The sequence below is a fragment of the Streptomyces sp. NPDC007346 genome (genome assembly GCF_040703535.1).
Lineage (GTDB): Bacteria > Actinomycetota > Actinomycetes > Streptomycetales > Streptomycetaceae > Streptomyces.
Map to the genome: position 1 here is coordinate 1 of NZ_JBEYKR010000164.1, position 14,906 is coordinate 14,906.

At 72.5% G+C, this 14,906-nt stretch carries 13 protein-coding genes; 7 read left to right on the top strand and 6 right to left on the bottom strand.

Features of this window, described 5'->3' with window-relative positions; translation table 11 throughout:
* Positions 1-28: 28 nt before the first annotated feature.
* Positions 29-733 (bottom strand): (2Fe-2S)-binding protein, encoded by a 705-nt coding sequence (locus AB0917_RS29655; protein ID WP_366822753.1) that lies wholly within the window; start codon positions 731-733, stop codon positions 29-31.
* Positions 734-966: 233 nt separating this feature from the next.
* Between AB0917_RS29655 and AB0917_RS29660 the strand changes: the two genes are divergently transcribed.
* Positions 967-2,091 carry a DMT family transporter gene (locus tag AB0917_RS29660; RefSeq protein WP_366822754.1) on the top strand — a complete coding sequence of 375 codons (1,125 nt, stop codon included), beginning with the start codon at positions 967-969 and terminating at the stop codon, positions 2,089-2,091.
* On the opposite strand, the gene AB0917_RS29665 is transcribed toward AB0917_RS29660, so the two are convergent.
* Positions 2,061-3,422, bottom strand: coding sequence for a peptidoglycan DD-metalloendopeptidase family protein (locus tag AB0917_RS29665; RefSeq protein ID WP_366822755.1), 1,362 nt, complete (start codon positions 3,420-3,422; stop codon positions 2,061-2,063). The genes AB0917_RS29660 and AB0917_RS29665 overlap by 31 nt on opposite strands.
* Before the next feature lie 226 nt (positions 3,423-3,648).
* Between AB0917_RS29665 and AB0917_RS29670 the strand changes: the two genes are divergently transcribed.
* Positions 3,649-4,737: a LacI family DNA-binding transcriptional regulator gene (locus AB0917_RS29670; protein WP_366822756.1), complete on the top strand. Its 1,089-nt coding sequence runs from the start codon at positions 3,649-3,651 to the stop codon at positions 4,735-4,737.
* Between the two features lie 68 nt (positions 4,738-4,805).
* A complete protein-coding gene (locus AB0917_RS29675) occupies positions 4,806-5,243 on the top strand; it encodes an NUDIX domain-containing protein (RefSeq protein WP_366822757.1) in 438 nt (145 codons plus the stop codon).
* A 16-nt stretch (positions 5,244-5,259) separates the two neighbouring features.
* Here the strand turns inward: AB0917_RS29675 and AB0917_RS29680 are convergent, their stop codons facing one another.
* Entirely contained in the window at positions 5,260-6,612 is a 1,353-nt protein-coding gene (locus AB0917_RS29680) for an ROK family transcriptional regulator (protein WP_366822758.1), read from the bottom strand.
* 141 nt (positions 6,613-6,753) lie between these two features.
* Here AB0917_RS29680 and AB0917_RS29685 point away from each other — a divergent pair, with 141 nt between their 5' ends.
* The 4 genes from AB0917_RS29685 to AB0917_RS29700 are packed head-to-tail and all read left to right on the top strand — an operon-like array spanning position 6,754 to position 11,351.
* On the top strand, positions 6,754-8,064 hold the full coding sequence (locus tag AB0917_RS29685) for a sugar ABC transporter substrate-binding protein (RefSeq protein WP_366822759.1): 1,311 nt from the start codon (positions 6,754-6,756) through the stop codon (positions 8,062-8,064).
* Positions 8,065-8,075: 11 nt separating this feature from the next.
* Positions 8,076-9,086 (top strand): sugar ABC transporter permease, encoded by a 1,011-nt coding sequence (locus AB0917_RS29690; protein ID WP_366822760.1) that lies wholly within the window; start codon positions 8,076-8,078, stop codon positions 9,084-9,086.
* On the top strand, positions 9,079-9,972 hold the full coding sequence (locus tag AB0917_RS29695; protein ID WP_161263335.1) for a carbohydrate ABC transporter permease: 894 nt from the start codon (positions 9,079-9,081) through the stop codon (positions 9,970-9,972). Before AB0917_RS29690 ends, AB0917_RS29695 begins: the two co-directional genes overlap by 8 nt.
* A 20-nt stretch (positions 9,973-9,992) precedes the next feature.
* Positions 9,993-11,351, top strand: a complete 1,359-nt coding sequence (locus AB0917_RS29700; protein WP_366822761.1) for a GH1 family beta-glucosidase — start codon at positions 9,993-9,995, stop codon at positions 11,349-11,351.
* Between the two features lie 93 nt (positions 11,352-11,444).
* On the opposite strand, the gene AB0917_RS29705 is transcribed toward AB0917_RS29700, so the two are convergent.
* From AB0917_RS29705 to AB0917_RS29715, 3 genes are all read right to left on the bottom strand, one after another.
* Positions 11,445-12,344, bottom strand: coding sequence for an alpha/beta hydrolase (locus AB0917_RS29705; protein WP_366822762.1), 900 nt, complete (start codon positions 12,342-12,344; stop codon positions 11,445-11,447).
* A gap of 40 nt (positions 12,345-12,384) precedes the next feature.
* Positions 12,385-12,993, bottom strand: coding sequence for a TetR-like C-terminal domain-containing protein (locus tag AB0917_RS29710; RefSeq protein ID WP_366822763.1), 609 nt, complete (start codon positions 12,991-12,993; stop codon positions 12,385-12,387).
* A gap of 251 nt (positions 12,994-13,244) precedes the next feature.
* A partial coding sequence (locus AB0917_RS29715) for a discoidin domain-containing protein (RefSeq protein WP_366822764.1) occupies positions 13,245-14,906 on the bottom strand: 1,662 nt, incomplete at its 5' end.

The following is a 14,906-nucleotide window of genomic DNA, read 5'->3' on the forward strand; positions in this document are numbered from 1 at the left end:
TGCCGGCCCGCTCGGGCCGGCACCGCCGCTACGAGGCCGCCTGCGGCGGCCTGGGCGCCCGGTCGAAGACGCAGTCCCCGCAGAGCCCGCCGCCCGGACAGCGCCAGTACAGGCAGCAGCTGCGCCGCCGGAACGCAGGGCCGTGCGGGGAGCCGGTGGAGCGCAGGTCGGGGTGGTCGAACAGCTCGGCCGCCAGAGCGCGGGCCCGCTGCGCCACGTCCGGGCGGCCCTGCCCGCGCGACCAGGTGACCAGCTCGCGTACGGCCCCGGCGAGCGCGGACCCCGCGTTGCCCCACAGCAGCTGCGGGGAGATGTTCCCGTCGCGCCGGACGGCCTCGGCCAGCTCCGCCAGATGCCCGTACTGGACCTGCTCGCGGATCCGCTCGGCCGTCCCGGGCAGCTCCTCCAGGTCCGCGAGCCACAGGTCCTCCGGCGAGGTCTGGAGCGGGTCCCAGTGCAGGATGTCCGGTCCGAGGCCGGGGAACCGCCCGAAGAGGGCGGCCGGGCCCAGCGCGACGGACCAGAGCCGGGCGGCGAGGCCGAGATGGGCGATGGAGGCGGCGACCCGGCGCTCAGGGGCGCCCAGCCGCGCCGCGACCTTGTCGACCCGCGCGGTCACAGGCGCCGTCCCGCCCGCGTACAGCTCTGCCAGCGGCCGGTGGGCACCGCCGGGGACCGGCTCGGTCCGCAGCGCGAAGAAGCCGCCGACCGTCGCCGCCTGCGCCAGGTCCATGCCCCGCTCCTCACTCGCCACGATCACCGGGTCGGCGCCGGAGCGCGGCCGGTGTCCGGCGACCGCGTGTGCCGGCTTCGCGGCTCACCGTATCCGCCGGGGCACAACTTCTGACGGCCGGGGCCGACGGGACTACCGTCGAGGGAGGACCTCGGTCCGACGTCCGTACTACGGGGGCAGTACGCGCAAGTGACGTCTCAAGGACGACGACGTGGTGCCCCGGACAGGACATCGTGGTGTACATGAGCCCCCTCGCGCTGTCCGTGCTGCTGTCACTGATCTCCGCGGTCGCCTACGCGGCCGGGGCGATCGTCCAGGAGCGGGTGGCCGCGCGCGGCGACAACTCCCCGCGCGCCCTGGTGCGCAACGCGGTCTGGTGGGTGGCCGTGCTGCTCAACGGGGTCGGCGCGGTCCTGCACGTGGTGGCCCTCGCCTACGGCCCCCTCAGCCTCGTCCAGCCCCTCGGTGCGCTGACGATCGTCTTCGCCCTGCCGATGGCCGCGCTCTTCGTGGGGCGCGGGGCCGGGGCCACCGCCTGGCGTGGCGCGCTCATGGCGACGGCCGGTCTCGTCGGGCTGCTGGCCCTCACGGGCAGCGCGGAGCCGCACACCCTGCGCGGTCCCGAGCAGCTGGCACTGGCCACGGTGACCTTCGGGGCGGTGGGCGCGCTCACCCTGCTCGCCGGGGCGCTGCGCCGGCCGGTGCTGCGGAGCGCGGTGCTGGCCACGGCCGCCGGTGGGGCGTTCGGTATGGCCTCGGTGTTCACGAAGACCGTGGCCATGGAGTGGACGTCCGGCTCGGTGCGCTCGGGGCTGCCGACGCTGCTGGTGATCGCCGGGCTGGCGGCGGCGGGCCTGCTGCTCGCCCAGGCCGCCTACCGGGGCGCGGGACTGGCCGCTCCGCTGGCTACGGTGACGGTGGTCAACCCCGTCGTGGCCGCCGCGATCGGGATCACGCTGTTCGGCGAGCACTTCCGCCACGGCGCGGTGGGCACGGTCCTGGCGCTCTCCTGCGGGGCGCTGGCGGCGGGCGGTCTGGTCCTGCTGACGAAGGAGCGGCTGGGCGCGGAGCAGGCCGCGGCCGCGGCCACGCGAGGACGTCTGAGGCCGCGAGGCGCGGTGGCCACCGTCGAGGCGGAGGGCGACCGTGCGGTGGGCGCGCGGGCACGGCCCGAGGGGGCACCGGCCGCCACCGGGTCGACGTACGCTCCGCCGCGGCCCCTGCGGCCGGGGAGTGCGGTTCCCCGGGTGGAGTTCGGGGGTCCTCACCGGGCGGGGCACGACCGGCGGGGTGAGCCGGCCGGCGCCCCGCACGCGGAGCGGACGGCTCAGACTCTGACGCCGCCGGCCCTGAGGTAGGCCAGCGGGTCGATGTCCGATCCGTAGCCGGGTCCGAGGCGGACCTCGAAGTGCAGGTGCGGGCCGGTGCTGTTGCCGGTGGAGCCGGAGCGGGCGATCCGCTGCCCGCCGGAGACCGGCTGCCCCTCCTTCACGTTGAGCGCGGAGAGGTGGGCGTACTGGCTGTACTTGCCGTCCTCGTGGCGGACGACGACCTCGTAGCCGTACGCCCCCGCCCAGCCGGCCGAGACGACCCGGCCCGGGGCCACGGCCTTCACCGGTGTCCCGGTCGGTACGGGGAAGTCGACGCCCGTGTGGTAGCCGCTGGACCAGGAGCCGGCCTGCCGGTACGCCGTTCCGGTGGAGGCGGCGACGGGGGCGCTCATGCCGGAGCGCTCCACGGCGCGTTCGGCCGGGGCCGGCTTCGGCGGCTGGGGCGCGGCCTGCTTCTGCTCGGTCTTCTTCGGCTCGGCCTGCTGGGGCGCCGCCTGCTTCTGCTCGGCCGCCTTGGGCGGGGCCGTCGTCGGTGCCGCCGCCCGCTGCTCGATCGTGCGCGGCTCCGCCTTCTCCGTCTTCTCGGCCCGGGGCTCGGCCGCCTGCCGCTCGGGCGGCTTGGGCGCCGCCTGCTTCTTCTGCGTCTGCTGCGGTGCGGGCTTGCGGGCGCTCGCCCCGTCCCCGCCGCGCGGCGTGAGGCTCAGCCGCTGGCCGGGGAAGATCAGGTCGGGGTTGTCGCCGACGACCGTGCGGTTGGCCGCGTAGAGCTTCTGCCAGCCGCCCCGGACCCGCTGGGCGTCCGCGATCCCGGAGAGCGAGTCGCCGCTCGCGACGGTGTACGCGTCCCGCTTGCCCGGCACATGCGTCGGCGTCGCCGCGGCGGGTGCCACCTTCGGCTGCCGGGGCGGGGCGCTCTGCGGCGCCGCGGCCTGGACGGGCCTGCTGCCCGCGCTCTGCGCGGTGGTGCCGGGTGCGTCCCCGCCCCGGGTGAGACCGGCCTTCACGGAGCAGGTGGGCCATGCTCCGGGCCCCTGGCCGTCGAGCACCCGCTCGGCGACGGCTATCTGCTGGTCGCGGGTGGCGAGGTCGGCGCGCGGCGCGTACTGCGTACCGCCGAAGGCCGCCCAGGTCGGACCGCTGAACTGCAGCCCGCCGTAATAGCCGTTGCCCGTGTTGACGACCCAGTCGCCGCTCGACTCACAGGCCGCCACCTTCTCCCAGACCTCTCCCGAGGCGGCTCCCGCCGAGGCGGCGGTGATGAGCGGGAGTGCTATGCCCGCGCCGCCCGCGGTCACCGTGAGCGAGGCACGGTTGATCCGGCTGGGCTGATATCTGCGGTGCCGACCGGTTGCGGCCATGACTGGGCTCCCCCACTGGCGTTGGGACACGTCGCAAGCGGCCAACGTAGGGCGGTGCGCAGGCTGATCACAAGCAAATCGTGATAGTCGGCCGCCTTCGCCGGGTGTGTGGCCGGATTCCGCCCCCGGACCCGCCGGGCACGCTCGCCCGCCTCGTGCCCGATGGGCCGGGGGCGCGGGCGGTTCCACATGGAGAGCGCTCTCCGCAAGTGCTATAAAGACGCTCATGACGGATGATCTGCGGTCGGCGGGAGCACCAACCCTGGAGGACGTGGCACGGGCGGCCGGTGTCTCGCGCGCCACCGTCTCCCGGGTCATCAACGGTGTGCGCAACGTCGATCCGGCGATCCAGGAGGTCGTGCGGCAGGCGGTCTCCGTCACGGGGTACGCGCCGAACCGGGCGGCCCGCTCCCTGGTCACCCGGCGCACCGGCGCCGTGGCGCTGGTGGTGTCGGGGGCGGGCGTCGAGCCGGGGGCGGACCGGGAGGACCCCGGCTCACGGGCGGCCGGGGACGACGGCTCCTTCACCGCGCAGGTGTTCGCCGACCCGTTCTTCGGCCGGGTGGTCACCGGGGTGGTCAACTACCTGCGCCCGCGCGGGATGCATCCGGTGCTGATGTTCGCGGAGACCTCGCGGGCGCGGGACGAGGTGGTGGCGTACCTGCGGCAGGGCAGCGCGGACGGGGCGCTCATCGTCTCCACGCACGCCGAGGACCCGCTGCCCGGCCTGATCACGGAAGCGGGGCTCGCGGCGGTGCTCTTCGCGCGCCCGGCCCGGCCCGTCCCCATCAGTTACGTCGATCTCGCCCACCAGGACGGCGCCCGGCTCGCGGCCGAGCACCTGCTGGCCCGGGACTGCCGCCGGATCGCGACGATCTGCGGCCCGCTGGACGTGCCGGCCGGCCAGGCCCGTCTGGCCGGCTTCCGCGACACGATGGCGCGCCACGGGCACCCGTACACGCCCATCGCCGAGGGGCGGTTCACGCAGGAGAGCGGTGAGGCGGCGATGGGGCGGCTGCTGGCGGAGCACCCGGATCTGGACGGGGTCTTCGCCGCCAACGACCTGATGGCGATGGGGGCCTGCCATGTGCTGCGGGAGCACGGCCGCCGGGTGCCGCAGGACGTGGCGGTGGTCGGCTTCGACGACAGCAGCGCGGCCCTGGCGTGCCGCCCGCCGCTGACCACGGTGCGCCAGCCGGTGGAGGAGATGGCCGCCGAGATGACCCGCCTGCTCCTGGACCGGCTGGCCCGCCCCGACTCCCCCGCCACCTCGGTCATCTTCGAACCGGAGCTGGTGGTGCGGGGGTCGGCGTAGCGGGCGGGGCTCCGGCGAGGTGGGGGCCCTGCCGCCGGTGGGCCGTGCGCCCGCGCGAGGATGGGGGCATGACTCCACCCCGCATCCGGGTCGCCGCCTACGTGATCCGGCGTCACCCCTCCCCCGCCCTGCTGGTGTTCGACCACGTGGACGCTCCGGAGGCCGGTACGCAGGTGCCCGCGGGCGGCGTCGGTCCGGGCGAGGAGCGGGCACGGGCCGTGCTGCGCGAAGTCGCCGAGGAGACCGGGCTGACGGGCAGCACGGTCGTCCGGCAGCTCGCCGTGGAGGACCGGCCGCACCCGGTGACCGGGCAGCCGCGCAGGACCACCTTCTTCCTGCTCGACGCCCCGCCGGACGCGCCGGAGGCGTGGGAGCACCGGGTGCACGGCGACGGGGTCGACGCCGGGATGCGGTTCGCCTGCCGGTTCGCCCCGCTGCCGCTGGCGCAGCCGCTGGCCGACGGTCAGGACGCGTGGCTCGGCCACGTCGACCCCCGCTGGGCCTGAGGCCGCCCGGCCCCCCTCAGCTCGTCGTCGTCCGGCTCCGGTTGCGTACCGTCTCCGCCGCCGTCGCCGTCCGCTGCGGCGCGCCCGTGCCGTCCGGCCGGGGGGCGGCGGCCGGGCGGCTGCCGCCCCTGGTCAGGAAGTCGGCGAGCGGGAGCGTGGCGGCGCCGACGGTGACCGCGTCCGGGCCGAGGCGGCCCATCTCGATGGTGGTGCGGGCCGCCGCGTGGCGCAGGGCGTACTCGCCCGCGTACCGGCGGATCTCGGGGAGCAGGTGGGGGCCGAGCAGGAGGCCCGCCCAGCCGCCGAGCAGGATGCGTTCGGGCCGGAACAGGTTGACCAGGTCCGCGAGGGCCGCGCCGAGGCAGGCGGCGGTCTCGTCGAGGAGGGAGAGGGCGACCCGGTCCGGGGCGGGGCCGCCGGGCGGGGGGTAGGCGGCGGCGAGGAGTGCGGCGAGGGCGGTCTCGTCGTCGGCGTTCTCGGGGAGCGGGCCGCCCGCCTCGCGCCAGCGCTCGCGCAGCGCCTCGGCGCCGGCGTACGCCTCCAGGCAGCCGATGGAGCCGCAGCGGCACCGGCGGCCGTGCAGCTGGACGGTGGTGTGGCCCCATTCGAGGGCGAGGCTCGTGCGGTCCTCGGCGAGGATGTCCCCGTGGTCGACGCAGGCGCCCACCCCGGAGCCGATGAGCGCGATGGCGGCGGCGCCCGCGCCCCGCCCACCCCCGAACCACATCTCGGCCCGGCCGAGCGTCTTGGCGCCGTTGTCGATGAAGAGGGGCACCTCGGGCGGTACGTCGACGGCCTCGCGCAGCAGCTGCTCGAAGGGGACCGCGTGCCAGCCGATGGTCTGGCCGTGCACGACGGCGGTGCGCTTGCCGTCGGGGCCTTGCGGCCCTTCGCGCTCGATGATGCCGGGGACCCCGACGCCGATGCCGAGCAGCCGGCGCGGGTCGGCGCCCGCGTCGCGCAGGACGTCGGCGACGCCCGTACGGACGTGGGCGACGATGCGGTCGACGTCGTACCCGTGCTGGGCCAGCAGTCTTTCGGTGCGGGCCAGTTCGGTCAGCGAGAGGTCGAAGAGCTCGACGCGCACCCGGGTCTCCCCGATGTCGATGCCGACCAGCAGCCCGCCGTCGGGGGCGACCCTCAGCAGCGTACGGGGGCGGCCGCCGTCGGAGTCGACGATGCCGGCCTCCTGGAGGAGCCCCTCGGCGGACAGTTCGGCGACGACGTTGCTGATGGAACCCGAACTCAGCCCGGTGGCGGGTCCGAGCTCCTGACGGCTCAGCGGGCCGTCGAAATACAACCGTTGCAATACCCTCGCCCGGTTGCCCCGCCGCAGGTCACGCACGGTTCGTCTGTTGCGCTCGGCCATGTTGCTCCTTCCCGTCCAGGAACATACCCGGTCCCAGGCCTTGACGCGACCTTCTCTCACCTCTTAAATCACGGCATAAATTAAGTCATGGAGGCCGTTCGGTTCCCGAACGCTGCCATCCCCGGAAAGGGGCCACCTCACATGCGTCACGCCAGAGCCGCAAGCGCCATCACCCTCGCCATCGCCATCGTCGCAGCCGCCACCGGCTGCGGTGGCGGGTCGAGCGACACGGGGAGCAACGAGTCCCCGAAGACCCTCACGTACTGGGCCTCCAACCAGGGCCCCAGCATCGAGGCCGACAAGGAGATCCTCACCCCCGAGCTGAAGAAGTTCGAGAAGGAGACCGGGATCAAGGTGAAGCTGGAGGTCGTGCCGTGGGCCGACCTGCTGAACCGGATCCTCGCGGCCACCGCCTCCGGCCAGGGCCCCGACGTGCTGAACATCGGCAACACCTGGTCGGCGTCGCTCCAGGCGACCGGCGCGCTCCTGCCGTGGGACGAGGAGAACTTCGAGGCGATCGGCGGCCGTGACCGCTTCGTCGACTCGGCGGTCGCCTCGGCCGGCAAGGAGGGCGAGCCGCCCGCCGCCGTGCCGCTGTACTCACTGGCGTACGCCCTTTACTACAACAAGAAGATGTTCGCCGAGGCGGGCGTCGACGGGCCTCCGGCCACCTGGGACGACCTCGTCGCGGCCGGGAAGAAGATATCCAAGGGCGGCAAGTGGGGTCTGGGCGCCGAGGGAGGCAACCTCTCCAACAACATCCACCAGACCTTCGTCCTGGGCCAGCAGCACGGTGCCGACTTCTTCGACAAGGACGGCAAGGCGACCTTCACCTCGGACGGTGCCGTCGCCGCTGTGAAGCAGTACATCGACTTCATGGCCAAGGACAAGATCATCGCTCCGGGCAACGCGGAGTACGCCCAGAACCAGTCGCTCACCGACTTCGCCAAGGGCAGGACGGCGATGGTGCTGTGGCAGGCGGCCGCCTCCACCTTCGCCGCCCAGGGCATGAAGCCGGAGGACTGGGGCGCGGCCCCGGTGCCGGTCCCCTCGGGCACCCCGGGTGCGGGCAAGCAGGTCAACTCCATGGTCGCGGGCATCAACATCGCGGTGTTCAAGAACACCAAGAACATCGACGGCGCGAAGAAGTTCGTGAAGTTCATGACCAGCGACGAGGAGCAGAAGCACCTCAACAAGACCTACGGGTCGATCCCGCCGGTCAAGACGGCCCAGGCCGACGAGGCCTTCGGCGCGCCCGACCTCGCGGTGCTGCGCGACACCCTCGCCACCAGCGCCGCCCCGCTCCCCCAGGTCCCCAACGAGTCTCAGTTCGAGACGGCCGTGGGCACCGCGGTCAAGGAGCTGTGGGCGGACGCCGCTGCCGGACGCCCCGTGACCACCGACTCCGTCAAGGCGCGCCTCGAAAAGGCCCAGCAGACGATGCAGCAGTGAGGCCCTGATCCATGACCGCCACCGTCACCAACCCTGAGGTCGACAAGTCGACCGACAAGGGTAAGAGCCGGGGCACCGGGGGTGCGCGCAGGAGACTGCCGCGCATCCCCGACCGGATCCGCCAAGGCGGACTGCCCTATCTCCTGCTCCTCCCCGCCGTCCTGCTGGAACTCCTCATCCACATCATCCCGATGATCATCGGGATCGTGATGAGCTTCCGTCAGCTCACGCAGTTCTTCATCAACAACTGGGGTGCGGCGCCCTGGATCGGCCTCGACAACTACAAGATCGCCGTCGACTTCGACGCGCCGATCGGTGAGGCCCTGCTCCACTCGTTCTTCGTGACCTGCGTCTTCACGTTCTTCTCGGTCGGGTTCGCCTGGCTGCTGGGCACGGCGGCGGCGATCCTGCTCCAGGAGAGCTTCAAGGGCCGCGGCGTCCTGCGGGCGATCTTCCTCGTGCCGTACGCCCTGCCGGTCTACGCCGCCGTCATCACCTGGGCGTTCATGTTCCAGCGGGACAACGGCCTGATCAACCACGTGCTGCACGACCAGCTCGGGATCACCGACGAACCGTCCTTCTGGCTGATCGGCGACAACAGCATCTACACGCTGATCATCGTCTCGGTGTGGAAGGGCTGGCCGTTCGCCTTCCTCATGCTGATGGCGGGCCTTCAGAACATCCCGCGTGAACTGTACGAGGCCGCCTCGATCGACGGCGCCGGCGTCTGGCAGCAGATCCGCAAGATCACGCTGCCCTCGCTGCGCCCGGTCAACCAGGTGCTGGTCCTCGTGCTCTTCCTCTGGACGTTCAACGACTTCAACACCCCGTACGTCCTGTTCGGGAAATCGGCGCCGGAGAACGCGGACCTCATCTCGATCCACATCTACCAGTCCTCGTTCGTCACCTGGAACTTCGGCACCGGATCGGCGATGTCCGTCCTGCTGCTGCTCTTCCTGCTGCTGGTGACGGCCGTCTACCTGATCCTCACCTCACGCGGAAGGAAGGGCGCCGATGTCTAGCCTCACGCGGACCTCCGGGCCCGCCCGGTCGCGGACCCGCTCCCCCATGGCCGCGCCGCAGTCCTTCCTGTGGACCCGCCGCATCGTCCTCACACTGCTGGCCGGCTTCGTCCTGCTGCCGGTCTACGTGATGGTCAGCAGCTCGCTGAAGCCGCTCCAGGACGTGTCGGGGAAGTTCCAGTGGATCCCCTCCACGCTGACGATCCAGCCGTACTTCGACATCTGGGAGACCGTTCCGCTCGCCAAGTACTTCGTCAACTCGCTGATCGTGGCGGGTTCGGCGACGGTGCTCTCGGTGACCATCGCGGTGTTCTCCGCCTACGCGGTGAGCCGCTACAAGTTCCGGGGCAAGCGGGTCTTCACCGTCACGGTGCTCTCCACGCAGATGTTCCCGGGCATCCTCTTCCTCCTGCCGCTGTTCCTCATCTTCGTCAACATCGGCAGCTCCACCGGCGTCGCCCTCTACGGTTCACGCGGCGGCCTGATACTCACGTATCTGACGTTCTCACTGCCGTTCTCCATCTGGATGCTGATCGGGTACTTCGACTCCATCCCGAAGGACCTCGACGAGGCAGCCCTGGTGGACGGCTGCGGACCGGTCGGCGCCCTCTTCCGGGTCGTCGTGCCGGCCGCCGTGCCGGGCATCGTGGCCGTCTCCGTCTACTCGTTCATGACGGCGTGGGGCGAAGTCCTCTTCGCCTCCGTGATGACCAACGACGCCACCCGCACCCTCTCCGTCGGCCTCCAGGGCTACGCCACGCAGAACGACGTCTACTGGAACCAGGTCATGGCCGCCTCGCTCGTGGTGAGTGTGCCGATCGTCGCCGGGTTCCTGCTCCTTCAGCGCTACCTCGTCGCCGGACTCACCGCCGGAGCCGTCAAGTGACCTCCGCAGAAAGGCAGCACGTGAGTGACCTCAACGCCCTCCCGGCCGACTTCACCTGGGGCGTCGCCACCGCCGCGTACCAGATCGAGGGGGCCGTCACCGAGGACGGCCGCTCCCCCTCCATCTGGGACACGTTCTCGCACACCCCGGGGAAGGTGGACAACGGCGACACCGGTGACATCGCCTGCGACCACTACCACCGGGTCCCCGAGGACATCGGCCTGATCAAGCAGGTCGGCGCCGGCGCCTACCGGTTCTCCCTCGCCTGGCCCCGCGTCGTACCGGGCGGCGACGGGCCGGTCAACAAGGCGGGGCTGGACTTCTACGACCGGCTGGTCGACGGGCTCCTGGAGGCCGGGGTCACCCCGTTCGCCACGCTCTACCACTGGGACCTGCCGCAGGCGCTCCAGGACCGGGGCGGCTGGACCGTACGGGAGACCTCCGAGCACTTCGCCGCGTACGCCTCCCACGTCGTCGAGCGCCTCGGCGACCGGGTCAAGGACTGGGCGACGCTCAACGAGCCGCTCTGCTCGGCGTGGATCGGGCACCTGGAGGGCCGGATGGCCCCGGGCCTCACCGACCTCACCGCCGCCGTGCGCGCCTCCTACCACCTGCACCTGGGCCACGGCCTCGCCGTGCAGGCGATCCGCGCGGCCTCCTCGGACGCCCGCGTCGGCATCGTGAACAACCTCAGCCCGATCGAGCCCGCGAGCGCGAGCGAGGCCGACCTCGCCGCCGCCCACCGCGCCGACGGGCACATCAACCGCTGGTGGCTGGACCCGATCCTGGGACGCGGCTACCCGCAGGACATGGTCGAGCTGTACGGAGTCGAACTGCCCGTCCGGCCGGGCGACCTGGAGACCATCGCGGCGCCGCTGGACTGGCTGGGGCTGAACTACTACTTCCGGCAGATCGTCACCGCCGACCCCTCCGGCCCCGCGCCGCGGTTCACGCAGGTCCCGGTGGCCGACGCGCGCCACACCCACATGGACTGGGAGGTGTACGCGGACGGGCTGGAGCAGTTGCTGCTGCGGCTGACCGAGGAGTACGGCGTCGAGCGCGTCTACGTCACCGAGAACGGCTCCGCCTACGAGGACACCGTGGCGGCGGACGGCTCGGTCCACGACCCGGAGCGCGTGCGCTACCTGGAGGAGCACCTCGCCGCCTGCGCCCGCGCGGTCGCCAAGGGCGCGCCGCTGGCCGGGTACTTCGCCTGGTCGCTGCTGGACAACTTCGAGTGGGCGTACGGCTACGACAAGCGGTTCGGCCTGGTCCACGTGGACTACGCGACCCAGCGCCGTACGGTCAAGACCAGCGGCCGCCGGTACGCGGAGCTGGTCCGGGAACACGCGGAGCGCCGCGCGGGGTTCGTCGCCTGAGCCCGTGCCGCCCGCCCGCGGGCTCCCGGCCGTGGTGGTTCGCCGCCATGGCCGGGAGCCTTCGTCCGTGCCGGGGCCGCACCGTGAGGGGCCTCAGGCGAGGAGCACCTCGCGCAGGCGGGCGGCGAACGCGCGGGGGTCCTCGGTGAGGCCGATGTGCCCGCCGGGGAACTCCGCCACCCGCCCGTCCACCCGCCGGGCCAGCCGCTCGGCCGCCACGGCGGGCAGGAGCGCCCGCGAGTCCTGCCCGACGCCGACGACCAGCCGCGCGGCGGCGGACTCGAGGGCCACGAGGTCGGGGACGTACCCGCTGAACGGGCAGAGCACGTGCTCCAGGAAGACGGGCAGGTTGGCGTGCATCCGGCTGAAGGTGGCGGCCTGCTCCGGGGTGGGGGCCTGCTCCGGGGTGGGGTCCGCCTTCTCCTCAGGCGCGGGCCCGTCGCCGGCCGGCTCGCCTCCCGCCGGGGTCTCCCCCTCGTCCGGAGCGAGCCCCGCCGCCATCGTGGCCATCGCCGCCGCGACCCCCTCCCGGCGGAAGGACTCCCGTACGGCGGCGAAGAGCGCGCGCCCCGCCCCCGGGTCGGGCAGCAGCTCCACCACGGGCGGTTCGTGCGCGACGACCCGGCTCAGCCGGCCGGGGTGGCGGGCCAGCAGGTCCAGCGCGACCACGGCGCTCGAACTGGAGCCGAAGACGGCGGCCGGTGCTCCGTCCGGCGACAGCAGCTCGATCAGCCGGACGACGTCCTCGGCGTGCGTCCGCGGCAGCTGGTCCGCGACCGGGCCGTCGAGCGGGCTGCGCGAGTAGCCGCGCGGGTCGAACGAGGCCACCGTCCACCGGTCCGCCAGCTCGGCCGCGACCGTGTCGTAGATCCCGGCGTCGGCGCTCCCGCCCGGTATCAGCACCAGCAACGGCCCCTGGCCGCGCACCTCGTGGTGCAGGGTGGCGCCGTCCACCGTGAGCAGGCCCTCGCGCACGGCCGTCGTGTCTGTCATCGCTGTCTCCGTTCCTCGTCGGTGAAGATGAAGGTGAAGGTCAGGGGGAAGGGGGAGTCGTGGCGCCGCCTCCCGGTCCCGGCCCCGACGGCCAGTGCTCCAGTGCGATGTGCAGCGCCTCCACGGCCCGCTCCCAGGACGCCTCGACGTCCCGGGCCGCCTGGAACGCGCCGTCCGCCTCCAGATCGCTGAAGCCGTGCAGGGTGGAGCGCAACAGCCGTACCGCGTCCGTGAGATCGGGTTCGGGCAGCCGGTAGGCGCGCATCATGGCGTAGATCGTCCCGACCGTCCGGCGGAAGGCGCTGGACTCCTGGGCCGCCGCCGGATCGATCTTCAGCTGGGTCGCCTGGTACCGCCCGGGGTGTTCGAGCGCGAACTTCCGGTAGGCGTCGGCGAAGGCCGCGAGCGCCTCGCGCCCGGCCCGGCCGGCGACCGCCTCGCCCAGCCGGTCGGCGAACTCGCCCGCCGCCAGCAGGGCGACGCGGGTGCGGAGGTCCTGGACGCTCCTGACGTGCGAGTAGAGGCTGGCGTCCTTCACCCCGAAGCCGCGGGCCAGGGCGGAGAGGGTGACCTGGTCGAAGCCGATGGAGTCGGCCAGGTCGGCGGCGGCCGCCACCACTCGTTCGGTCGTGAGACCCGCGCGAACCATTCTCGTACCTCCACCGGCCGCAGCCGCCCGCCACACAAACCTAGGAGCCCTAGGCAGAAACCTAGGCTACCCAGCTTTCCTCGGCGCCGCACGGGAGTTGACGCACGGGAGTTGACGCACGGGAGTTGACGCACGGGAGTTGACGCACGGGAAGTCCGCGGCGGCCACGGATCGCCGTGGTCGCCGCGGACTGTCCCACCGCACCGGCAGCGGGGAGAGAACGGTGCGGCAGGTCTCGCCGTCCGGCGGGGTCAGCTGCGGTAGACGCCGAACTCGTAGAGCGAGTTGCCCCACGGCGTGCCGCGCTCGGAGGTGTTCACGCGGACGTAGCGGCCGCTCGCGGCGACCTCGATGTCGTCGATGCCGCCGTTGCCCGCGGTCTCGGTGTGGACGGTGGTCCAGTCCTCGCCGCTCGTGGAGGTCTGGACCGTGTAGCCCTTGGCGTAGGCGGCCTCCCAGGCCAGCTGGACGTGGTCGAAGGAGGTGATGGCGCCCAGGTCGACCTGGATCCACTGCTGGTCGGCCCAGTCACTGGCCCAGCGGGTGTCGAAGGACCCGTCGACGGCGTTGGCCGCCGGGCAGGGGCAGCCGACGCTGTCGGCCTGGTGGGTCGAGGCCGTGGCGGTCCTGCCGAGGGCCAGGTTGACCCCTGCGACCTGCGGCGGCACCACCTTGAAGGACGCGGTCTCGATGCCGACGTTGCCCTGCCCGTCGGTCGACTTGAGGTAGACCTTCCAGACGCCGAGCCTGTCCGGGGCGGTCACGTCGAACGTGCCGTCGCCCCGGTCGGTGAAGGCCGCCTCGGTCAACTGCCCGTCCTCGTCGATGTACTTGGAGCTGAACAGCACCTCGTGGCTGAGCGCGTCCCCGTCCGGGTCGGCGACGGAGGCGTTCACCCGGAACGTCCGGCCGGCCTGGACGGCGGTGGCGTCGTCGACGCTGAACCCGCTGATGACGGGCGGGGTGTTGTCACCGGAGGTGTCGGCACCGAACGCCTCCTTCACCGCGTAGTACGAGAGCCTCTTCTCACCCGCGGGGAGCAGGTTGAACCAGACGCCGCCGAAGTCGTACTCGGTGCCGTAGTGGAAGAGCGTCGCCCCGAGCGAGACCCCGGGGTGGTCCTGGACGCACTCCCAGGCGCTCTTGTACCCCGCCGCCTTCGCCACGTCGGTGGGCTCCTCCGGTACGCCGTTGGCGTCGTCCGGCACCTCCCACTCCCCGGCGGGCCCGCCCTCGGTGACGATGTAGGGCTTGTCGTAGCCGCCCTCCTCCCAGGTGGAGCGGATGTCGCAAACGGCGTCGTAGGAGTTCACGGCGTACAGGTCGAGGTCGGGCGCGTTCTTCTTGTAGTACGGCCAGGCCCCGGTCCAGGCGTCGGTCGAGGTGACCGGGTGGTCGGGGTCGACTTCGTGGATCTTCTTGGCGATGTCGTTGACGAAGGTGGTGTAGGCGTCACGCTGCTGCTCCAGGGCCTCGCCGCTGTAGCAGTTCTGCAGCCCGAGCACCGACTCGTTGCCGACGTTCCACATGAGGACGCCCTCATGGTCCTTGTAGGTCTCCACCCACCTGGGGAACTCGGCGAGCATGTCGTTCTTGTAGGCGGTGTCCGTCAGGTAGTCCACACAGCCACCGCTGCCGGGACCGCCGCCGGGCTGCAACCAGAACCCGGCGATCACCTTGATGCCGTTGGCCGCCGCGGTGTCCAGCAAGGGCTTCGTGGTGGCGTCGGTGCCCCACGTACGGATCGTGTTGACGCCCATCGACCGCACATCGGGCATGTACTGCTCGGCATCCGCGACGGACGGGCCCCAGGTCAGGCCCTTGACGGTGTACGGCGAACCGTCCACGGTCAACTGCCAGTCGCCCTGGGATCCGGTCACCTTCACGACGCTGCCCGCCGCATGGGCGGCGGG